The sequence below is a fragment of the Rhodococcus sp. NPDC019647 genome (genome assembly GCF_044389235.1).
Lineage (GTDB): Bacteria > Actinomycetota > Actinomycetes > Mycobacteriales > Mycobacteriaceae > Rhodococcus_F > Rhodococcus_F oxybenzonivorans.
The window spans coordinates 217496-232122 of sequence record NZ_JBIRXS010000001.1; the positions used below are offsets into that span (position 1 = coordinate 217496).

General features: G+C 66.5%; 14 protein-coding genes. 13 read left to right on the forward strand and 1 reads right to left on the reverse strand.

Annotation, left to right across the window (positions count from 1 at the left end; all coding sequences use genetic code 11):
* The first annotated feature begins 184 nt into the window (after nucleotides 1-184).
* The 10 genes from ACH49N_RS01095 (at nucleotide 185) to mutM (ending at nucleotide 12198) form a co-directional block, all read left to right on the forward strand.
* A complete protein-coding gene (locus ACH49N_RS01095; protein WP_159927598.1) occupies nucleotides 185-1876 on the forward strand; it encodes a DAK2 domain-containing protein in 1692 nt (563 codons plus the stop codon).
* Between the two features lie 8 nt (nucleotides 1877-1884).
* The gene (gene recG / locus ACH49N_RS01100; protein WP_358270529.1) at nucleotides 1885-4143 is read left to right on the forward strand and encodes an ATP-dependent DNA helicase RecG; all 2259 of its coding nucleotides are present in this window, start codon (nucleotides 1885-1887) and stop codon (nucleotides 4141-4143) included.
* 176 nt (nucleotides 4144-4319) lie between these two features.
* Nucleotides 4320-7724 carry a pyruvate carboxylase gene (locus ACH49N_RS01105; RefSeq protein ID WP_317764625.1) on the forward strand — a complete coding sequence of 1135 codons (3405 nt, stop codon included), beginning with the start codon at nucleotides 4320-4322 and terminating at the stop codon, nucleotides 7722-7724.
* A gap of 10 nt (nucleotides 7725-7734) precedes the next feature.
* Nucleotides 7735-8301, forward strand: a complete 567-nt coding sequence (rsmD, locus tag ACH49N_RS01110; RefSeq protein ID WP_213571649.1) for a 16S rRNA (guanine(966)-N(2))-methyltransferase RsmD — start codon at nucleotides 7735-7737, stop codon at nucleotides 8299-8301.
* Nucleotides 8298-8789, forward strand: coding sequence for a pantetheine-phosphate adenylyltransferase (coaD, locus tag ACH49N_RS01115; protein WP_109330989.1), 492 nt, complete (start codon nucleotides 8298-8300; stop codon nucleotides 8787-8789). Before rsmD ends, coaD begins: the two co-directional genes overlap by 4 nt.
* 108 nt (nucleotides 8790-8897) lie before the next feature.
* Nucleotides 8898-9671: a DivIVA domain-containing protein gene (locus tag ACH49N_RS01120; RefSeq protein ID WP_109335185.1), complete on the forward strand. Its 774-nt coding sequence runs from the start codon at nucleotides 8898-8900 to the stop codon at nucleotides 9669-9671.
* Between the two features lie 81 nt (nucleotides 9672-9752).
* Nucleotides 9753-10364, forward strand: a complete 612-nt coding sequence (locus ACH49N_RS01125) for a DUF177 domain-containing protein (protein ID WP_284707201.1) — start codon at nucleotides 9753-9755, stop codon at nucleotides 10362-10364.
* Between the two features lie 2 nt (nucleotides 10365-10366).
* Nucleotides 10367-10549 carry a 50S ribosomal protein L32 gene (gene rpmF / locus ACH49N_RS01130; protein ID WP_109330985.1) on the forward strand — a complete coding sequence of 61 codons (183 nt, stop codon included), beginning with the start codon at nucleotides 10367-10369 and terminating at the stop codon, nucleotides 10547-10549.
* A gap of 19 nt (nucleotides 10550-10568) precedes the next feature.
* Nucleotides 10569-11327: a ribonuclease III gene (gene rnc, locus ACH49N_RS01135; RefSeq protein ID WP_358270526.1), complete on the forward strand. Its 759-nt coding sequence runs from the start codon at nucleotides 10569-10571 to the stop codon at nucleotides 11325-11327.
* Nucleotides 11320-12198, forward strand: coding sequence for a bifunctional DNA-formamidopyrimidine glycosylase/DNA-(apurinic or apyrimidinic site) lyase (mutM, locus tag ACH49N_RS01140; RefSeq protein ID WP_358270524.1), 879 nt, complete (start codon nucleotides 11320-11322; stop codon nucleotides 12196-12198). The genes rnc and mutM overlap by 8 nt, the downstream gene beginning before the upstream one ends.
* Here mutM and ACH49N_RS01145 read toward each other — a convergent pair.
* On the reverse strand, nucleotides 12140-12811 hold the full coding sequence (locus tag ACH49N_RS01145) for a pyridoxamine 5'-phosphate oxidase family protein (protein WP_109330979.1): 672 nt from the start codon (nucleotides 12809-12811) through the stop codon (nucleotides 12140-12142). The two genes, mutM and ACH49N_RS01145, sit on opposite strands and share 59 nt — an antisense overlap.
* Before the next feature lie 166 nt (nucleotides 12812-12977).
* On the opposite strand from ACH49N_RS01145, the gene ACH49N_RS01150 reads away from it, so the two are divergent.
* Genes ACH49N_RS01150 through ACH49N_RS01160 form a run of 3 tightly spaced genes read left to right on the forward strand, consistent with a single transcriptional unit; the run spans nucleotide 12978 to nucleotide 14624 of the window.
* Complete coding sequence (locus ACH49N_RS01150; RefSeq protein ID WP_159926126.1) at nucleotides 12978-13418, forward strand: OsmC family protein; 441 nt, start codon at nucleotides 12978-12980, stop codon at nucleotides 13416-13418.
* Complete coding sequence (locus ACH49N_RS01155; protein WP_358270758.1) at nucleotides 13418-14347, forward strand: hypothetical protein; 930 nt, start codon at nucleotides 13418-13420, stop codon at nucleotides 14345-14347. Before ACH49N_RS01150 ends, ACH49N_RS01155 begins: the two co-directional genes overlap by 1 nt.
* 1 nt (nucleotide 14348) lies before the next feature.
* Nucleotides 14349-14624 (forward strand): acylphosphatase, encoded by a 276-nt coding sequence (locus ACH49N_RS01160; RefSeq protein ID WP_109330975.1) that lies wholly within the window; start codon nucleotides 14349-14351, stop codon nucleotides 14622-14624.
* Nucleotides 14625-14627 lie beyond the last annotated feature (3 nt).

Here is a 14627-nt window from a genome sequence, read left to right on the forward strand (position 1 = left end):
TAGGCAGGCCGCAGTGATCGCGGCCCTTACGAGGCAACCGTGCAAGAGTAGCCGCTCGAGTGCTGATTGGCCAAACTCGGCCGGATGGCCGAGCACGTCAGGCTCGATCGGCGTCCCGCGACTAGTCTGACGGCACCTTCGATTGAACCCGTGAGAGAGGATGCCAGTGGTTCCTGAGCGCCCGATGGACGGCCGAGTCCTGACGTCGTGGGCGAGGACGGCGGTCGCGGGACTCGAGGCACGGTGCGAGGAGATCAACAGTCTCAACGTGTTCCCGATTCCGGACGCCGACACGGGAACCAATTTGCTGTTCACCATGCGGGCTGCCCTCGAGGCAATCGACAAGTATGCCGGGAACGACGGCCACCAAACGGACGTCCGTCAAGTGGCCATCGCGCTGGCCCGCGGCGCTGTGGCGGGTGCCCGGGGCAACTCGGGGGTCATCCTTTCCCAGGTGTTGCGCGGTGTCGCCGAGGCAGCGGTCTCCGGCGTCGTCGACACCAGGACTGTCCGGACCGGACTGTTGATGGCCACCAACCTGGTGACCGACGCGGTCAGCTACCTGGTCGAAGGAACGATTGTCACGGTCCTGCGTTGCGCTGCGGACGCGGCAGCGGAATTCCCGGACGATGCGCCTGTCGCCGACACAGCGCGCTCCGCGGCAGATGCCGCGGCCGCCGCACTTGCCCGCACGCCCGGCCAGCTCGACGCGCTCGGGACCGCCGGTGTGGTCGACGCCGGCGGGCTGGGGCTCGTCGTCATTCTCGATGCCTTCGTCGCGGCGGTCACCGGTGAGCGGCCCGTCCGCGCCCCGATCGCGCTGCGAGTGCCGCGCCGCCTGCCGTCCCCGGATTCAGGCACGGAGTCGTCGGACGTCGAGTTGCCGGACGCCGGCGACGACCTCGCGCATCGTGGCCACCACTCAGCCTGTGAGAGCTCACATCAGGATTTCGAGGTCATGTATCTGGTGGCCGACACAGACGAAGCCCGGATGGCAGAACTGCGGAACGCACTCGACGAGCTGGGGGATTCCACGGTCATCGTCGGTGACGGCGACGGGGGATGGTCGGTGCACGTGCACTGTGCGGACGCCGGGGCTGCTGTGGAGGCCGGTCTCGATGCCGGACGCCTACACAGGATTCGCGTCAGCAGTTTTCTCGTCGACGCGCGCGAACACGGCAGGCTTCTACCTCCCGTCCGCACTCGCCCCGATCAGGACGATCGGGGCATCGTCGCGGTCGTGGCAGGCGACGGCGCGGCCGACCTCTTCTCGGGGGAGGGTGCGACCGTGCTCCGATGCGACGCCGCCCCCGTCACCCGCGCGCAGTTGCTCGGCATTATCCGCCAGTTGGGACGCCGAGAGGTGCTGGTCCTTCCCAACGGGGCGCTGTCGGCTCAGGAACTCGTCGCGGTGAGTGCCGCAGCCCGCGATTCCCGGCACGAGGTGCTTCTCCTCGCAACCTCGTCCATGGTGCAGGGGCTGGCATCCCTCGCGGTGCACGATCCGGAACGCGAAGCGGTCGACGACGCCTTTGCGATGTCCGAGGCCGCGGCCGCCACCCGGTGGGGTTCGTTGCGCATCGCGCGGGAGCGGGCCCTGACCTATGTGGGCACCTGCGAACCGGGAGACGGGATCGGTCTGATGGGGCACGAGGTGATCGTGATCGAACCGGACGCGGTCGCCGCCGGGAAGCGTCTGGTCGACGTCGTCCTCGGGGCAGGCGGCGAACTGGTCACGCTCCTGATGGGCGCGGAAGCACCGGCCGGGCTGGACACGGAACTGGCCGATCACATCTCCCAGCGGCATCCCGGCGTCGAGGTGATGGTCTACCACGGCGGACAACCGGGAGATCTGTTGCAACTCGGGGTGGAATGAGGAATTCGATGGCCACACTCGCCGACAGGCTCGATCACCTGCTGGGGCGCAAGACCGCCGACGCGCTGGAGGCGGCGTTCGACATTCGCACCGTCGAGGACCTGTTGCGGCACTACCCGCACCGGTACGCCTCCCAGGGCCGTGAACTTGCCGAGAAGGATCCGCCGGAGGGCGAGCACATCACCATCATCGCGCGGGTGTCGTCGGCGGCAGTCGTGAAGATGAAGAACCGTCCCGGCAGCATGCTGAAGGTGGTTCTCGCGACCGATACGCAGAACGTCGACGTCACGTTCTTCAGTCCGCAGAAGGTCAAGCACGTCATCAAACCCGGTGTGCGCGCGATGTTCTCCGGCACCGTGAAGTATTTCCGCAGCAAGTGGAGCCTCACTCATCCGAGTTACCTGATCCTCCCGGAGCCTCGTGCGGGCAGCGACGACCCGGTGGTGAACGTCGGGCGGATTCGTGGGGCGGGGGATCTCGCGGGTATCGCCCGGGCCGCCCAGGAGCCGGGCGCGGGCGTGGACATGTCCGTGTTCGACCGCGCCCTGATCCCGCTGTATCCGGCGACGCGGGAGGTGGAGAGCTGGACGATCATGAAGTGCGTTCGGCAGGTCCTCGACCAACTCGACCGGATCGACGACCCGCTCCCCGAACGGATTCGTCACGAGCGCAACCTCATCGGTCTGGACGAGGCGCTCCGCCTCGTCCACCTCCCCGACACTCGTGACGACATCGAGAATGCGCACGACCGGCTCCGCTTCGACGAGGCCGCGGCCCTCCAGTTGGTGCTCGCGCGACGCCGGCACGACAACGCCGAGCGGGTGGCGCCCGAGTGCCCGGCGGTACCGGGTGGAATCGCCGACGAGTTCGAGCGCAGACTTCCCTTTCAGCTGACCGACGGCCAGCACGCCGTGGCCGAGGAGATCGCCGCGGATCTGTCCCAGCCGCATCCGATGAGCAGGCTCCTGCAGGGTGAGGTGGGGTCCGGTAAGACCATCGTTGCCCTGCGCGCCATGCTGCAGGTTGTCGATGCGGGGTATCAGTGCGCCTTACTCGCCCCCACCGAAGTGCTCGCGACGCAGCATGCGCGTTCGCTGCGGGCGTTGCTGGGTTCACTGGCGACGGCGGGCGAACTCGGCGCCGACGAGAAGGCGACCCGCGTAGCGCTGCTGACCGGGTCGATGCCGGTCGCTGCGAAACGGGCCGCACTACTCGAGGTGGTGACCGGCGACGCAGGCATCGTCATCGGCACGCACGCCCTCATCCAGGACAACGTCGAGTTCTTCAACCTCGGCATGGTGGTGGTCGACGAACAGCATCGGTTCGGCGTCGAACAGCGCGACCGGCTCCGGGCGCGGGCGCGCGAAGGCCTGAGCCCACATCTTCTGGTGATGACGGCGACGCCCATACCCCGCACGATCGCGATGACGGTGCTCGGTGACCTCGACGTGTCCACCTTGCGCCAGCTTCCGAAGGGCCGTTCGCCGATCAAGAGCAGCGTGGTACCGGCGTCCCAGAAACCGCAGTGGGTCGCACGCGCATGGGAACGGATCCGCGAGGACGTGGCCGAGGGACGGCAGGCATACGTCGTCTGCTCGCGCATCGGTGACGGTGAGAAGGGCGACGGCGAGGACACTGTCGACGACAAGCAGCCCGACACCAAGTCGGCCGTCGAAGTCTTCGAGGAACTGGGCGGCACCATCCTGCCCGACCTCCGCGTCGGTCTGCTGCACGGCAGGCTCCCCACGGACGAGAAGGACGCGGTGATGCGCGACTTCACGGCCGGCGACATCGACGTCCTCGTCTGCACCACGGTGGTCGAGGTGGGCGTCGACGTCCCGAACGCCACGATCATGGTGATCCTGGATGCCGACCGCTTCGGGGTCAGCCAGCTACATCAGCTCCGCGGCCGGGTCGGCCGGGGTGCCCACCAGGGGCTGTGCATTCTCGTCACGGAGATGAATCCGGGTGCGCCTGCCTTCGGGCGCCTGCAGAACGTGGCTTCCACCAACGACGGCTTCGAACTCGCCCAACTCGACCTCTCGACCCGGCGGGAGGGTGACATTCTCGGGGCAGCGCAGTCGGGTACCACCTCGACGCTGCGGTTGCTCTCACTTCTCGGCCACGAGGACGTGATCGCCGCGGCTGCCGAGTTCGCCCGGTCGGTGACTGCCGACGATCCACGCCTGGAAAACCACCCGGGTCTTTCTGCGATGGTCACTTCGGCTCTCGATGCGGACCGGATCGAATTTCTCGAGAAAACGTGAGAAGTCGACGATCAAGGTGAAGCAGTTACTTCCGGTCACGTAATTCTTCGCTGCTCTGTTTCGGGCCCATTGCAGAATTCGCACACGTCAGGGGCCGCTTTGTGAAGATTGCGGACGATCCTGCATAATGGGATACCGTTTCTCCGCTGCCGGAGTTGGCGGGGTAGTTTGCTCCAATGTTCTCCAAAGTCCTGGTCGCCAACCGTGGCGAAATTGCGATCCGCGCTTTCCGTGCCGCCTACGAACTAGGTGCTGGAACTGTTGCGGTGTTTCCGTACGAGGATCGGAACTCGATCCACCGTCTGAAGGCCGATGAGAGTTATCAGATCGGTCAGGAGGGGCACCCGGTTCGGGCGTACCTCTCGGTCGAGGAGATCGTCGCCGCCGCGAAGCAGGCAGGTGCCGACGCGGTCTATCCCGGGTACGGGTTCCTGTCCGAGAATCCGGATTTGGCTGCGGCGTGCGCCGAGGCGGGTATCACCTTTGTGGGCCCGTCCGCGGAGGTCCTCGAGCTGACCGGTAACAAGGCCCGCGCAATCGCGGCGGCGAAGGCGGCCGGCCTGCCGGTGCTGGCGTCGTCGGAGCCGTCGGCGGATGTGGACGAGTTGCTCGCGGCGGCGGAGTCGATGCAGTTCCCGATCTTCGTGAAGGCGGTCGCCGGCGGCGGTGGCCGCGGCATGCGCCGGGTGGCCGAGCGGTCCCAGTTGCGGGAATCGATCGAGGCGGCCGCGCGGGAGGCGGAGTCCGCGTTCGGCGATCCGACGGTGTTCCTCGAGCAGGCGGTCATCGATCCGCGTCACATCGAGGTCCAGATCCTGGCCGACGGTCAGGGCAACGTCATCCACCTGTTCGAGCGCGATTGTTCGCTGCAGCGCCGTCACCAGAAGGTGATCGAGCTCGCGCCGGCCCCGAACCTGCCGGACGAGGTGCGGGCGAGGATTTGCGCGGACGCGGTGGCGTTCGCGAAGGAGATCAATTATTCGTGCGCGGGAACTGTCGAGTTCCTCCTCGATACCCGCGGCAATCACGTGTTCATCGAGATGAACCCACGGATCCAGGTCGAGCACACGGTGACCGAGGAGGTCACGGACGTCGACCTGGTGCAGTCGCAGTTGCGGATCGCCTCGGGGGAGACCCTCGCCGATCTGGGCCTGAGTCAGGACAAGATCACGTTGCGTGGCGCGGCGCTGCAGTGCCGGATCACCACAGAGGACCCGGCCAACGGGTTCCGCCCGGACACCGGTCGGATCACGGGCTACCGCACTCCGGGCGGTGCCGGTATCCGCCTCGACGGTGGTACGTCGGTCGGGGCCGAGGTTTCGGCGTATTTCGATTCGATGCTCGTCAAGCTCACCTGCCGCGGCCGCGACTTCGACACCGCCGTCGCCCGGGCGCGCCGGGCGGTCACGGAGTTCCGCATCCGCGGGGTCTCGACGAACATTCCGTTCCTGCAGGCGGTTCTCGACGACCCCGATTTCAAGGCGGGCCGGGTCACCACCTCGTTCATCGAGGAACGCCCCCAGCTGCTCACGCTGCGCAGCTCCGCCGACCGCGGCACCAAGATCCTCACCTACCTCGCCGACGTGACGGTGAACAAGCCGCACGGGGAACGGCCGTCCGCGGTGTACCCGCGTGACAAGCTGCCCCAGATCGACCTCTCCACCCCGCCGCCGGACGGCAGCCGCCAGAAGCTGCTCGCCCTGGGGCCGGAGGGATTCGCCAGGGCGTTGCGGGAGCAGAAGGCCCTCGCCGTCACCGAGACCACGTTCCGCGACGCCCACCAGTCGCTGCTCGCGACCCGGGTGCGGACCAGCGGTCTGCTCGACGTCGCCGGGCACGTGGCCCGGATGACCCCCGAACTGCTCTCGATCGAGGCGTGGGGCGGCGCGACGTACGACGTGGCACTGCGGTTCCTGCACGAGGACCCCTGGTACCGGCTGTCGGCGCTGCGGGAGGCCGTACCGAACATCTGCCTGCAGATGCTGCTGCGCGGACGTAACACCGTCGGCTACACCCCGTACCCGGAGAAGGTGACGCGGGCGTTCGTCGACGAGGCCGCGGCCACCGGTATCGACATCTTCCGCATCTTCGATGCCCTCAACAATGTCGACCAGATGCGGCCGGCCATCGACGCCGTCCGCGAGACCGGTACCGCGCTCGCCGAGGTCGCCCTGTCCTACACCGGCGACCTGTCGAACCCCAACGAGAAGCTCTACACCCTCGACTACTACCTCCGCCTGGCCGAGGAGATCGTCGAGGCCGGAGCGCACATCATCGCGATCAAGGACATGGCCGGGCTGCTCCGCGCCCCGGCCGCAACCACCCTGGTCACGGCGCTGCGCCAGAACTTCGACCTGCCGGTGCACGTGCATACCCACGACACCCCCGGTGGCCAGCTCGCCACCTATCTGGCCGCCTGGCAGGCGGGCGCGGACGCCGTGGACGGCGCCTCCGCGGCGATGGCCGGCACCACCAGCCAGCCGGCGTTGTCGGCGATCGTGGCGGCGGCCGCGCACTCGGAGCACGACACCGGGCTCGACCTGCAAGCGGTGTGCGACCTCGAGCCGTACTGGGAGGCACTGCGCAAGGTGTACAAGCCGTTCGAGTCCGGGCTGCCGGCCCCGACCGGTCGCGTCTACACCCACGAGATCCCCGGTGGGCAGTTGTCGAATCTGCGTACCCAGGCCGTCGCCCTGGGTCTCGGCGACCGTTTCGAGGACGTCGAAGCCAACTACGCGGCCGCCGACCGCATGCTCGGACGCCTGGTCAAGGTGACGCCGTCGTCGAAGGTGGTCGGCGACCTCGCCCTGCACCTCGTCGGATCCGGTGCCTCCACCGACGAGTTCGCGGAAAACCCCGCCCGCTTCGACATTCCCGATTCGGTCATCGGCTTCCTGCGCGGCGAGCTGGGCACCCCGCCCGGCGGGTGGCCCGAACCGTTCCGTACCCGGGCTCTCGAGGGCCGCGGGCCGGCCAAACCCGAAGTCGCCCTGTCGGTGGAGGACGAGAAGGCGCTGTCCGGTACCTCCGCCGAACGCCGGGCGACGCTCAACCGGTTGCTCTTCCCCGGTCCGACCAAGGAATTCCTCGAGCACCGCGACAAGTACGGCGACACCTCCCAGCTGTCGGCCAACCAGTTCTTCTACGGCCTTCGGCGCGGCGACGAGCATCGGGTGCGGCTCGCCCCGGGTGTCGAGCTGATCATCGGTCTCGAGGCGATCTCCGAGCCCGACGAGCGCGGCTACCGCACCGTCATGTGCATTCTCAACGGCCAGTTGCGTCCGGTGTCGGTGCGTGACCGCTCCATCGCCAGCGAAATCCCCGCCACGGAGAAGGCCGACAAGAGCAATCCCGGCCACGTCGCCGCCCCGTTCGCCGGCGTCGTCACCCTCTCCGTCACCGAGGGGCAGCACATCGAGGCCGGCGATACTCTCGCCACGATCGAGGCGATGAAGATGGAAGCGGCCATCACCGCGCCTCGCGGCGGAACCGTCACTCGCCTGGCCATCGGCTCGGTCCAGCAAGTCGAGGGCGGCGACCTCCTCGCCGTCGTCTCGACGAAGGAGTCCGCAAGCGAGTGACGGACGTTCGATGACCCGCATCATCGCGGGGCTCGCGGGCGGCCGACGCCTGCGGGTCCCGCCGAGCGGAACCCGGCCCACCTCGGACCGGGTCCGTGAGGCGTTGTTCAGTGCCCTGCACAGCCGGATGGATCTCGAGGGCGCCTCGGTTCTCGACCTGTACGCAGGTTCGGGGGCCCTGGGGCTCGAGGCGCTCTCGCGGGGCGCCGATCGTGTCCTGCTCGTCGAATCGGATGCGAAAGCTGCGGGGGTCATCTCGCAGAATGTGAGTGCGGTGGGATTGCCGGGTGCAGCGGTGCGGACGGCTCCGGTGTCCGCGGTGCTGGCCGGCACCGCCGACCGCGTGTACGACCTGGTTCTCGCGGATCCGCCGTATGCGGTGGATGACGGCGCAGTGCAGACGGTGCTGAGTGATTTGCGGGGCCACGGCTGGGTGGCCGACGGGTCGATCGTGGTCCTGGAGCGCTCGTCGCGGTCACCGGAGACGTCGTGGCCGGAGGGTTACGCGCCCGTCAAGGCGAAGAAGTACGGCGAGGCTCGGATCGAGCTGGCGACCTGCTACGGTCTGGACTCATGACTGGCGCTGTCTGCCCCGGATCCTTCGACCCTGTGACCAATGGTCATCTCGACGTAATCGGCAGAGCTGCCGCGCAGTTCGACGAGGTCATCGTCACGGTGATGATCAACAAGAGCAAGCGGGGCCTCTTCACGGTCGAAGAGCGAATCGAGATGCTCGAGGATGCCATCAGTGCACTGCCGAACGTGCGAGTCAGTTCCTGGCACGGCCTGCTCGTGGATTACGCGAAGCAGCAAGGGATCACAGCGATCGTCAAGGGTTTACGTGGCGCCAACGACTTCGACTACGAACTGCAGATGGCGCAGATGAACCAGAAACTCACTGGCGTCGACACGTTGTTCATTCCCACCAACCCTGCCTACAGCTACCTCTCCAGCTCACTGGTCAAGGAAGTGGCCACCTTCGGCGGCGACGTCACGGGAATGCTGCCCGAGAAAGTGCACGCGCGTCTGCTGACGAGGATCGCCGAGCGGGCCGCCGAGAGCTGATACCCGACACACCGGCCGTCACGGCACACCCCTGGCGTCCCCATCCGGCAGACTTGCACGAAGAAGGCTGCGCCGACCTGCTGAGGTCATGAAAGATTGGGGTTGCTCGTGTACCGGGTTTTCGAGGCGCTCGACGAACTTGTCGCGATTGTCGAAGAGGCACGCGGTGTGCCCATGACCGCCGGCTGTGTGGTCCCACGCGGCGATGTTCTCGAATTACTCGACGATGTGCGCGATGCCATTCCCGGTGAACTCGACGACGCCCAGGACGTGCTGGACCACCGCGACAAGCTGGTCGGTGACGCAAGGTCCAACGCTGAAAAGACAGTCGCCAGCGCCAACGCCGAAGCTACGTCGACGATCGAGAATGCACGGGACGACGCCGATCGCATTCTCGCGGACGCAAAAGCTCAGGCCGACAGGATGGTCGCGGAGGCGCGTGCGCACGCCGAGCAGCTGGTCGCCGACGCAGAGGCAGAATCCGAGGCGACCATCGCCGAGGGCCAGCGCGAGTACGACACCCTCACCACCCGCGCCCGGTCCGAGGCCGATCGCATGATCGAGGCGGGGAAGGCGTCGTACGAGCGCTCGGTTGCGGAAGGCACCGCCGAGCAGGAACGCCTGGTATCCCAGACCGAGGTCGTGCAGCAGGCGCATGCCGAATCCGCCCGGGTGATCGACGCCGCACACGCCGAATCCGACCGGCTCCGGTCCGACTGTGACCTGTATGTCGACACGAAACTCGCCGAGTTCGAAGAGTTCCTGTCCGGCACTATTCGCTCCGTCGGACGGGGACGCCAGCAGCTACGGACGGGTTCGGGCGTGCCCGACTACGCTTCCGACTACGACGCAGACGACCGGCGGGCCGAGCGCCGCCGCTGACCGGCATTTGGATCATCCACGCCGATTGCGTATCGTGGAGTGGTTGCCCAAAGTCGTTCTCCTCATCGAAAGTGAAGTGTCTTGTCAACCCATCGCCGCAGCTCATCGCGTTCCCGTAGGGACGCGGATTTCGTGCTGGACACGGTCAAGCTAGGCCGTCGTCCTGGTTCGATGCGCACCGTCGAACGGGTGGTGACGGCGCCGCGGCGCATCGGACTCGACATGATTGCAATCGAGGAGGGATCGGAGATCGATCTCGATCTTCGTCTTGAAGCAGTGTCCGAAGGCGTCCTGGTCACCGGTTCCGTCAGCGCCGACACCGTGGGCGAGTGCTCGAGATGCCTCGAGCCGTTCAGCGGATCTGTCGATCTCAGCCTCACCGAGCTGTTCGCCTACCCGGACAGCGCCACCGAGGAGACCACGGACGAGGATGAGATTTATCGCGTCGAGGACGACGAGATCGACCTCGAGCCCGTCATCATCGACGCGGTCGGACTCGCGCTTCCTCTGCAGCCGCTCTGCAGCGACGACTGCCAAGGACTGTGCCCAGAATGTGGCGTTCGCCTGGCGATTGCCGAATCTGGCCATGGGCATGACATACTTGATCCTCGCTGGGCTGGTCTTGCAGCCAAATTTGGCGTGGAATCAGATCCCAGCAAGAATCTTGTGAACAACGAAGCCGAGGAGAAGTAGAAGTGGCTGTCCCCAAGCGCAGAATGTCGCGATCCAACACGAGGTCGCGTCGCAGCCAGTGGAAGACCACTGTGCCTACCCTCGTTACCTGCCCCAACCGTGGCTGCGGCGAGAAGACGCTGCCCCACATCGCGTGCCCGTCCTGCGGCACATACAAGGGCCGCCAGGTCACTGCCGCCGTCTAGTTCGCCACGGAGAGGCGTCGTGACGAGCGACATCAGTAATACACCCGCCGGCGGCGAGGAGGATCATGCTTCCCTCCTCGCCGCTCTCGGCGTAGAAATCGAACCTTCGCTGCTCACGTTGGCGTTGACCCACCGCTCGTATGCCTACGAGAACGGTGGCCTTCCCACCAACGAGCGACTCGAGTTCCTCGGCGACTCCGTGCTCGGAGTCACCATCACCGAGCAGCTGTACCTTGCGCATCCGCAAAAGTCCGAGGGCGACCTCGCGAAGATCCGGGCGAGCATCGTCAACATGCACGCGCTCGCCGAGGTGGCTCGTGCACTCGGTGACGGCGGGCTGGGAGCCCATCTGCTCCTTGGCAAGGGTGAGGAGATGACCGGCGGGCGCGACAAGCCGAGCATCCTGGCGGACGGCATGGAGTCGATACTCGGGGCGATCCATCTGCAGCACGGGATCGAGACGGCGCGGCGAGTGGTACTCGATCTGTTCAGCGACCTACTCCAACGCGCTCCGCGTCTCGGCGCAGGGCTCGACTGGAAGACGAGCCTGCAGGAACTCACTGCGGAACGTGGTGTCGGAGTGCCCTCGTACGAGATCACCGCAACGGGACCGGACCACGACAAGGAATTCACCGCCACCGTCGTGGTGGGCGGCAAGGCGTTCGGTGTCGGGATCGGCAGATCCAAGAAGGAAGCCGAGCAGAAGGCCGCGAGTACTGCGTGGAACGCTCTGTCCGACCGTGGTCCGGACGTAGCAGCCGACGACGTCAGTGCCTGAACTTCCCGAGGTCGAGGTAGTTCGCCGCGGACTCGAACGGCACATTGTCGGAGCTTCGATCGATTCGGTCGACGTCCTGCACCCCCGCGCGATCCGGAGGCATATCCTCGGCGCAGCTGATCTCGCCGGACAGCTCACGGGCGAACGAATCGCGCGAGCTGACCGCCGCGGAAAGTATTTGTGGCTGGTCCTCGAACCCAGTGCCGTCGCGCTCGTGGTCCACCTGGGGATGAGCGGGCAGATGCTCGTGCAGCCACCCGAGGCCGTCACCGAGAAACATCTGCGCATTCGGGCGCGGCTCGATTCCGGGCTCGATCTGCGGTTCGTGGATCAGCGCACCTTCGGTGGATGGGCGCTCGCGCCTCTGGTCGATGTCGACGGCTCACTCGTCCCTGATTCGGTTGCGCACATCGCCCGGGATCCACTGGACACGAGATTCGACTCTGCGGCGACCGTTACGGTGATGCGCCGCAAGCACACCGAGATCAAACGTGCTCTTCTCGACCAGACGGTGGTGTCGGGGATCGGGAACATCTACGCCGACGAGGCCCTGTGGCGCGCGCAGATCCACGGGACCCGCCTCACCGATCGATTGACTGCTGCGACACTCCGCCAGCTGCTCGGGGCCGCTCGAGAGGTCATGCGCGAAGCCTTGGATCAGGGCGGCACGTCCTTCGATGCCTTGTACGTGAACGTGAACGGCGAGTCCGGTTACTTCGATCGATCGCTGTCCGCATACGGGCAGGAGGATCGTCCCTGCCCGCGGTGCGGCACTGCAATTCGTCGTGAAAAGTTCATGAATCGCTCGTCGTTCAGCTGCCCGAGGTGCCAGCCTGCGCCGCGGCGAAGTCCGCCGAAACGCCCTGCCTGAGCTCTTCATCGTGTCGCAGGGTCGATTTGGCCTCGAAATAGTCGCCGCCCTTGCGCTTGACGTCGTCCGTGCCCCACTCCCGGTGGTGCGGTACGGGCGCCATTCGTGGAATGTGCTTGCGGCAGTGGATATACGCCTCCTCCACGTCCACGACGACCCATCGCTCGGGCACCCGGCCCTTGGTGTGATCTGCTGGTAGATCCGGGATCTCGGAACGCAGGTCCGCGTCTTCCACGATCCGGGCGGAACCGTTGACGTGCAAGCCGATCAGGTCGTGGACGAAGTCCACGAGCATGATTCCCACGTGTGGGTTTTCCCGGATGTTGCCGAGACTCGCCATCACTCCGTTGCCACGATATTCCGGATACGCCACCGTCTTCGGATCGATGACGTGCATGAAACCGGGTGCGCCGGCGCGCAAGCTGTTGTCACATTCGCCGGATGCGTCGGCGGTAGCGACGAACGCGAGTTCCTGGCGGCCGACGAAATCGATCATCGTCGGATTGAGGTGGTCGAGCACCTGGTCAGAGTAGAATTTCGCGGCGCGGTCCTCGGTGCCGTACTCGACTTGAAGGGTGCGCTCACCCGCGCTACCGATCTGGCCCATCTGCATTGCCCCGCTTACGTGTCGGTGTCATTGGTCGGTTCACCCTACGGTGCACCGATCGACCGTGCCGTGCTTCGGTACCTGCAAATCCACAGCCGCCCCACGACTGCCCGTCGGGAGGATGGACGCCCACGGTGCAGGTCCGTCGGCCCCGGGTGGCAGGATTGTGCGCATGGCAGAACAGACTTCCGACACGCCGGCCACAACCTCGTTGTGGGTCGAGCGAACCGGCACCCGCCGCTACACGGGACGCAGCTCACGCGGCGCCGAGGTCCTGATCGGCTCGGAGGGTGTCGAAGGTGTATTCACTCCGGGTGAATTGTTGAAAATCGCGCTCGCGGCATGCAGCGGGATGAGTTCTGATTTTCCTCTCTCTCGACGGCTGGGTGACAACTACGACGCCACGATCCGGGTGTCGGGTGCGGCCGACCGGGAGAACGAGGTGTACCCGCAGCTGGACGAGGTCTTCGAACTGGACCTGAGCGAGCTCGACGCTGCGGCGCAGGAGCGTCTCGTCGCGCTGGTGGAGCGCTCGATCGACAAGGTATGCACCGTGGGCCGGACTCTGAAGACGGGAACGAAAGTCACACTGACCATCGAAAGCGACGCATGATGCGGCGTGAGCTGACCGCCCTCGCCGGAGGGTTGGTATTGAGCGCCGGCCTTCTCGCGGCCGCGCCCGCTGCTGCCGGACCGGCGTTCGCGCCGCCGGTCGGAGCGTGCACGCCCTGGTCGGTGTCCGAAGTGGTCTCCGGCGCGGGCATCCTCGAGAACCTCGCATTCGACGGGGCGGGAACGATGCTGGTGTCGCGGACCGGTCTCGTCGGCGGCGGCGCCCTGGACGGCGTGGAGCCGGACGGAACGGTCCGCTCGATCGTGCCCGATGTCGACGCGCCGGGCGGAATCGCGATGCACGGCTCCGACGCCTACTTCGCCACCGGAAATTCGTTTTCCGCCGGAGTTGCCGGGACGGAAAGTGGAACGATAGACGTCGTGAATCTCGACACCGGGGATACGCACACGGTGGCCGAGGGACTCGTCATGCCGAACGGGCTGGTGCGCCTCGGGAACGGTGACCTCCTCACCGCGCGGAATCTGGGGTCGGGCGCAGGAGTGACCCGTGTTCCGGCCACGGATCCACACACACCTGAGGTGGTGCGCACCGACTTGGGAACCGTCGACGGCCTCGCTGCCCACGACGGGAACATCTACACGGTGACGACGTTCGATACGACCACCACGTTGCGCATTCTGCGAGAGGACGACCTGACCGGCCCGGTGGTGTCGATACCGTTGCCAGGGGCCGGTCCGCTCAATGCCGCTGACGACCTCACCGTAGGGCCGGACGGCATCGTGTACGTCGCGTACAACGGCGGTGGCAAGGTGGTGCGCGTCGATCCGGCGACCGGAGAGAGTTGTGCACTCGCGTCCGGGCTTCCGCTGGTGTCGTCGGTGCGATTCGGCGCCGGACCGGGCTGGAACGCGGACGCGCTGTACGTGACGAGTTTCACCGGAACCATTTACCGACTGGAACGGCCGTGACATGACGACGGAACGACTGACAGCATGGGTTCACGGGTACGTGCAGGGCGTGGGGTTTCGGTGGTGGACGCGCGCGCGGGCGCTGGAACTCGGTCTCGTCGGTTATGCGGCCAACCAGGCGGACGGCCGGGTGCTGGTGATCGCCGAGGGCCCGCGCGACAAGCTGGACGCGCTGCTCGCACTCCTGCGTTCGGGCAACACACCGGGCACCGTGGACCTGGTGGTCGAGCAATGGGATTCCGCTCGCGGAGACGTCACCGGGTTCGTCGAACGGTGAACC

Coding starts and splice junctions, on each gene's coding strand:
- ACH49N_RS01095 (WP_159927598.1), top strand. CDS start 185: ATGGACGGCCGAGTCCTGACGTCGTGGGCGAGGACGGCGGTCGCGGGA.
- recG (WP_358270529.1), top strand. CDS start 1,885: ATGGCCACACTCGCCGACAGGCTCGATCACCTGCTGGGGCGCAAGACC.
- ACH49N_RS01105 (WP_317764625.1), top strand. CDS start 4,320: ATGTTCTCCAAAGTCCTGGTCGCCAACCGTGGCGAAATTGCGATCCGC.
- rsmD (WP_213571649.1), top strand. CDS start 7,735: ATGACCCGCATCATCGCGGGGCTCGCGGGCGGCCGACGCCTGCGGGTC.
- coaD (WP_109330989.1), top strand. CDS start 8,298: ATGACTGGCGCTGTCTGCCCCGGATCCTTCGACCCTGTGACCAATGGT.
- ACH49N_RS01145 (WP_109330979.1), bottom strand. CDS start 12,811: ATGCAGATGGGCCAGATCGGTAGCGCGGGTGAGCGCACCCTTCAAGTC.
- ACH49N_RS01150 (WP_159926126.1), top strand. CDS start 12,978: ATGGCAGAACAGACTTCCGACACGCCGGCCACAACCTCGTTGTGGGTC.
- ACH49N_RS01155 (WP_358270758.1), top strand. CDS start 13,418: ATGCGGCGTGAGCTGACCGCCCTCGCCGGAGGGTTGGTATTGAGCGCC.
- ACH49N_RS01160 (WP_109330975.1), top strand. CDS start 14,349: ATGACGACGGAACGACTGACAGCATGGGTTCACGGGTACGTGCAGGGC.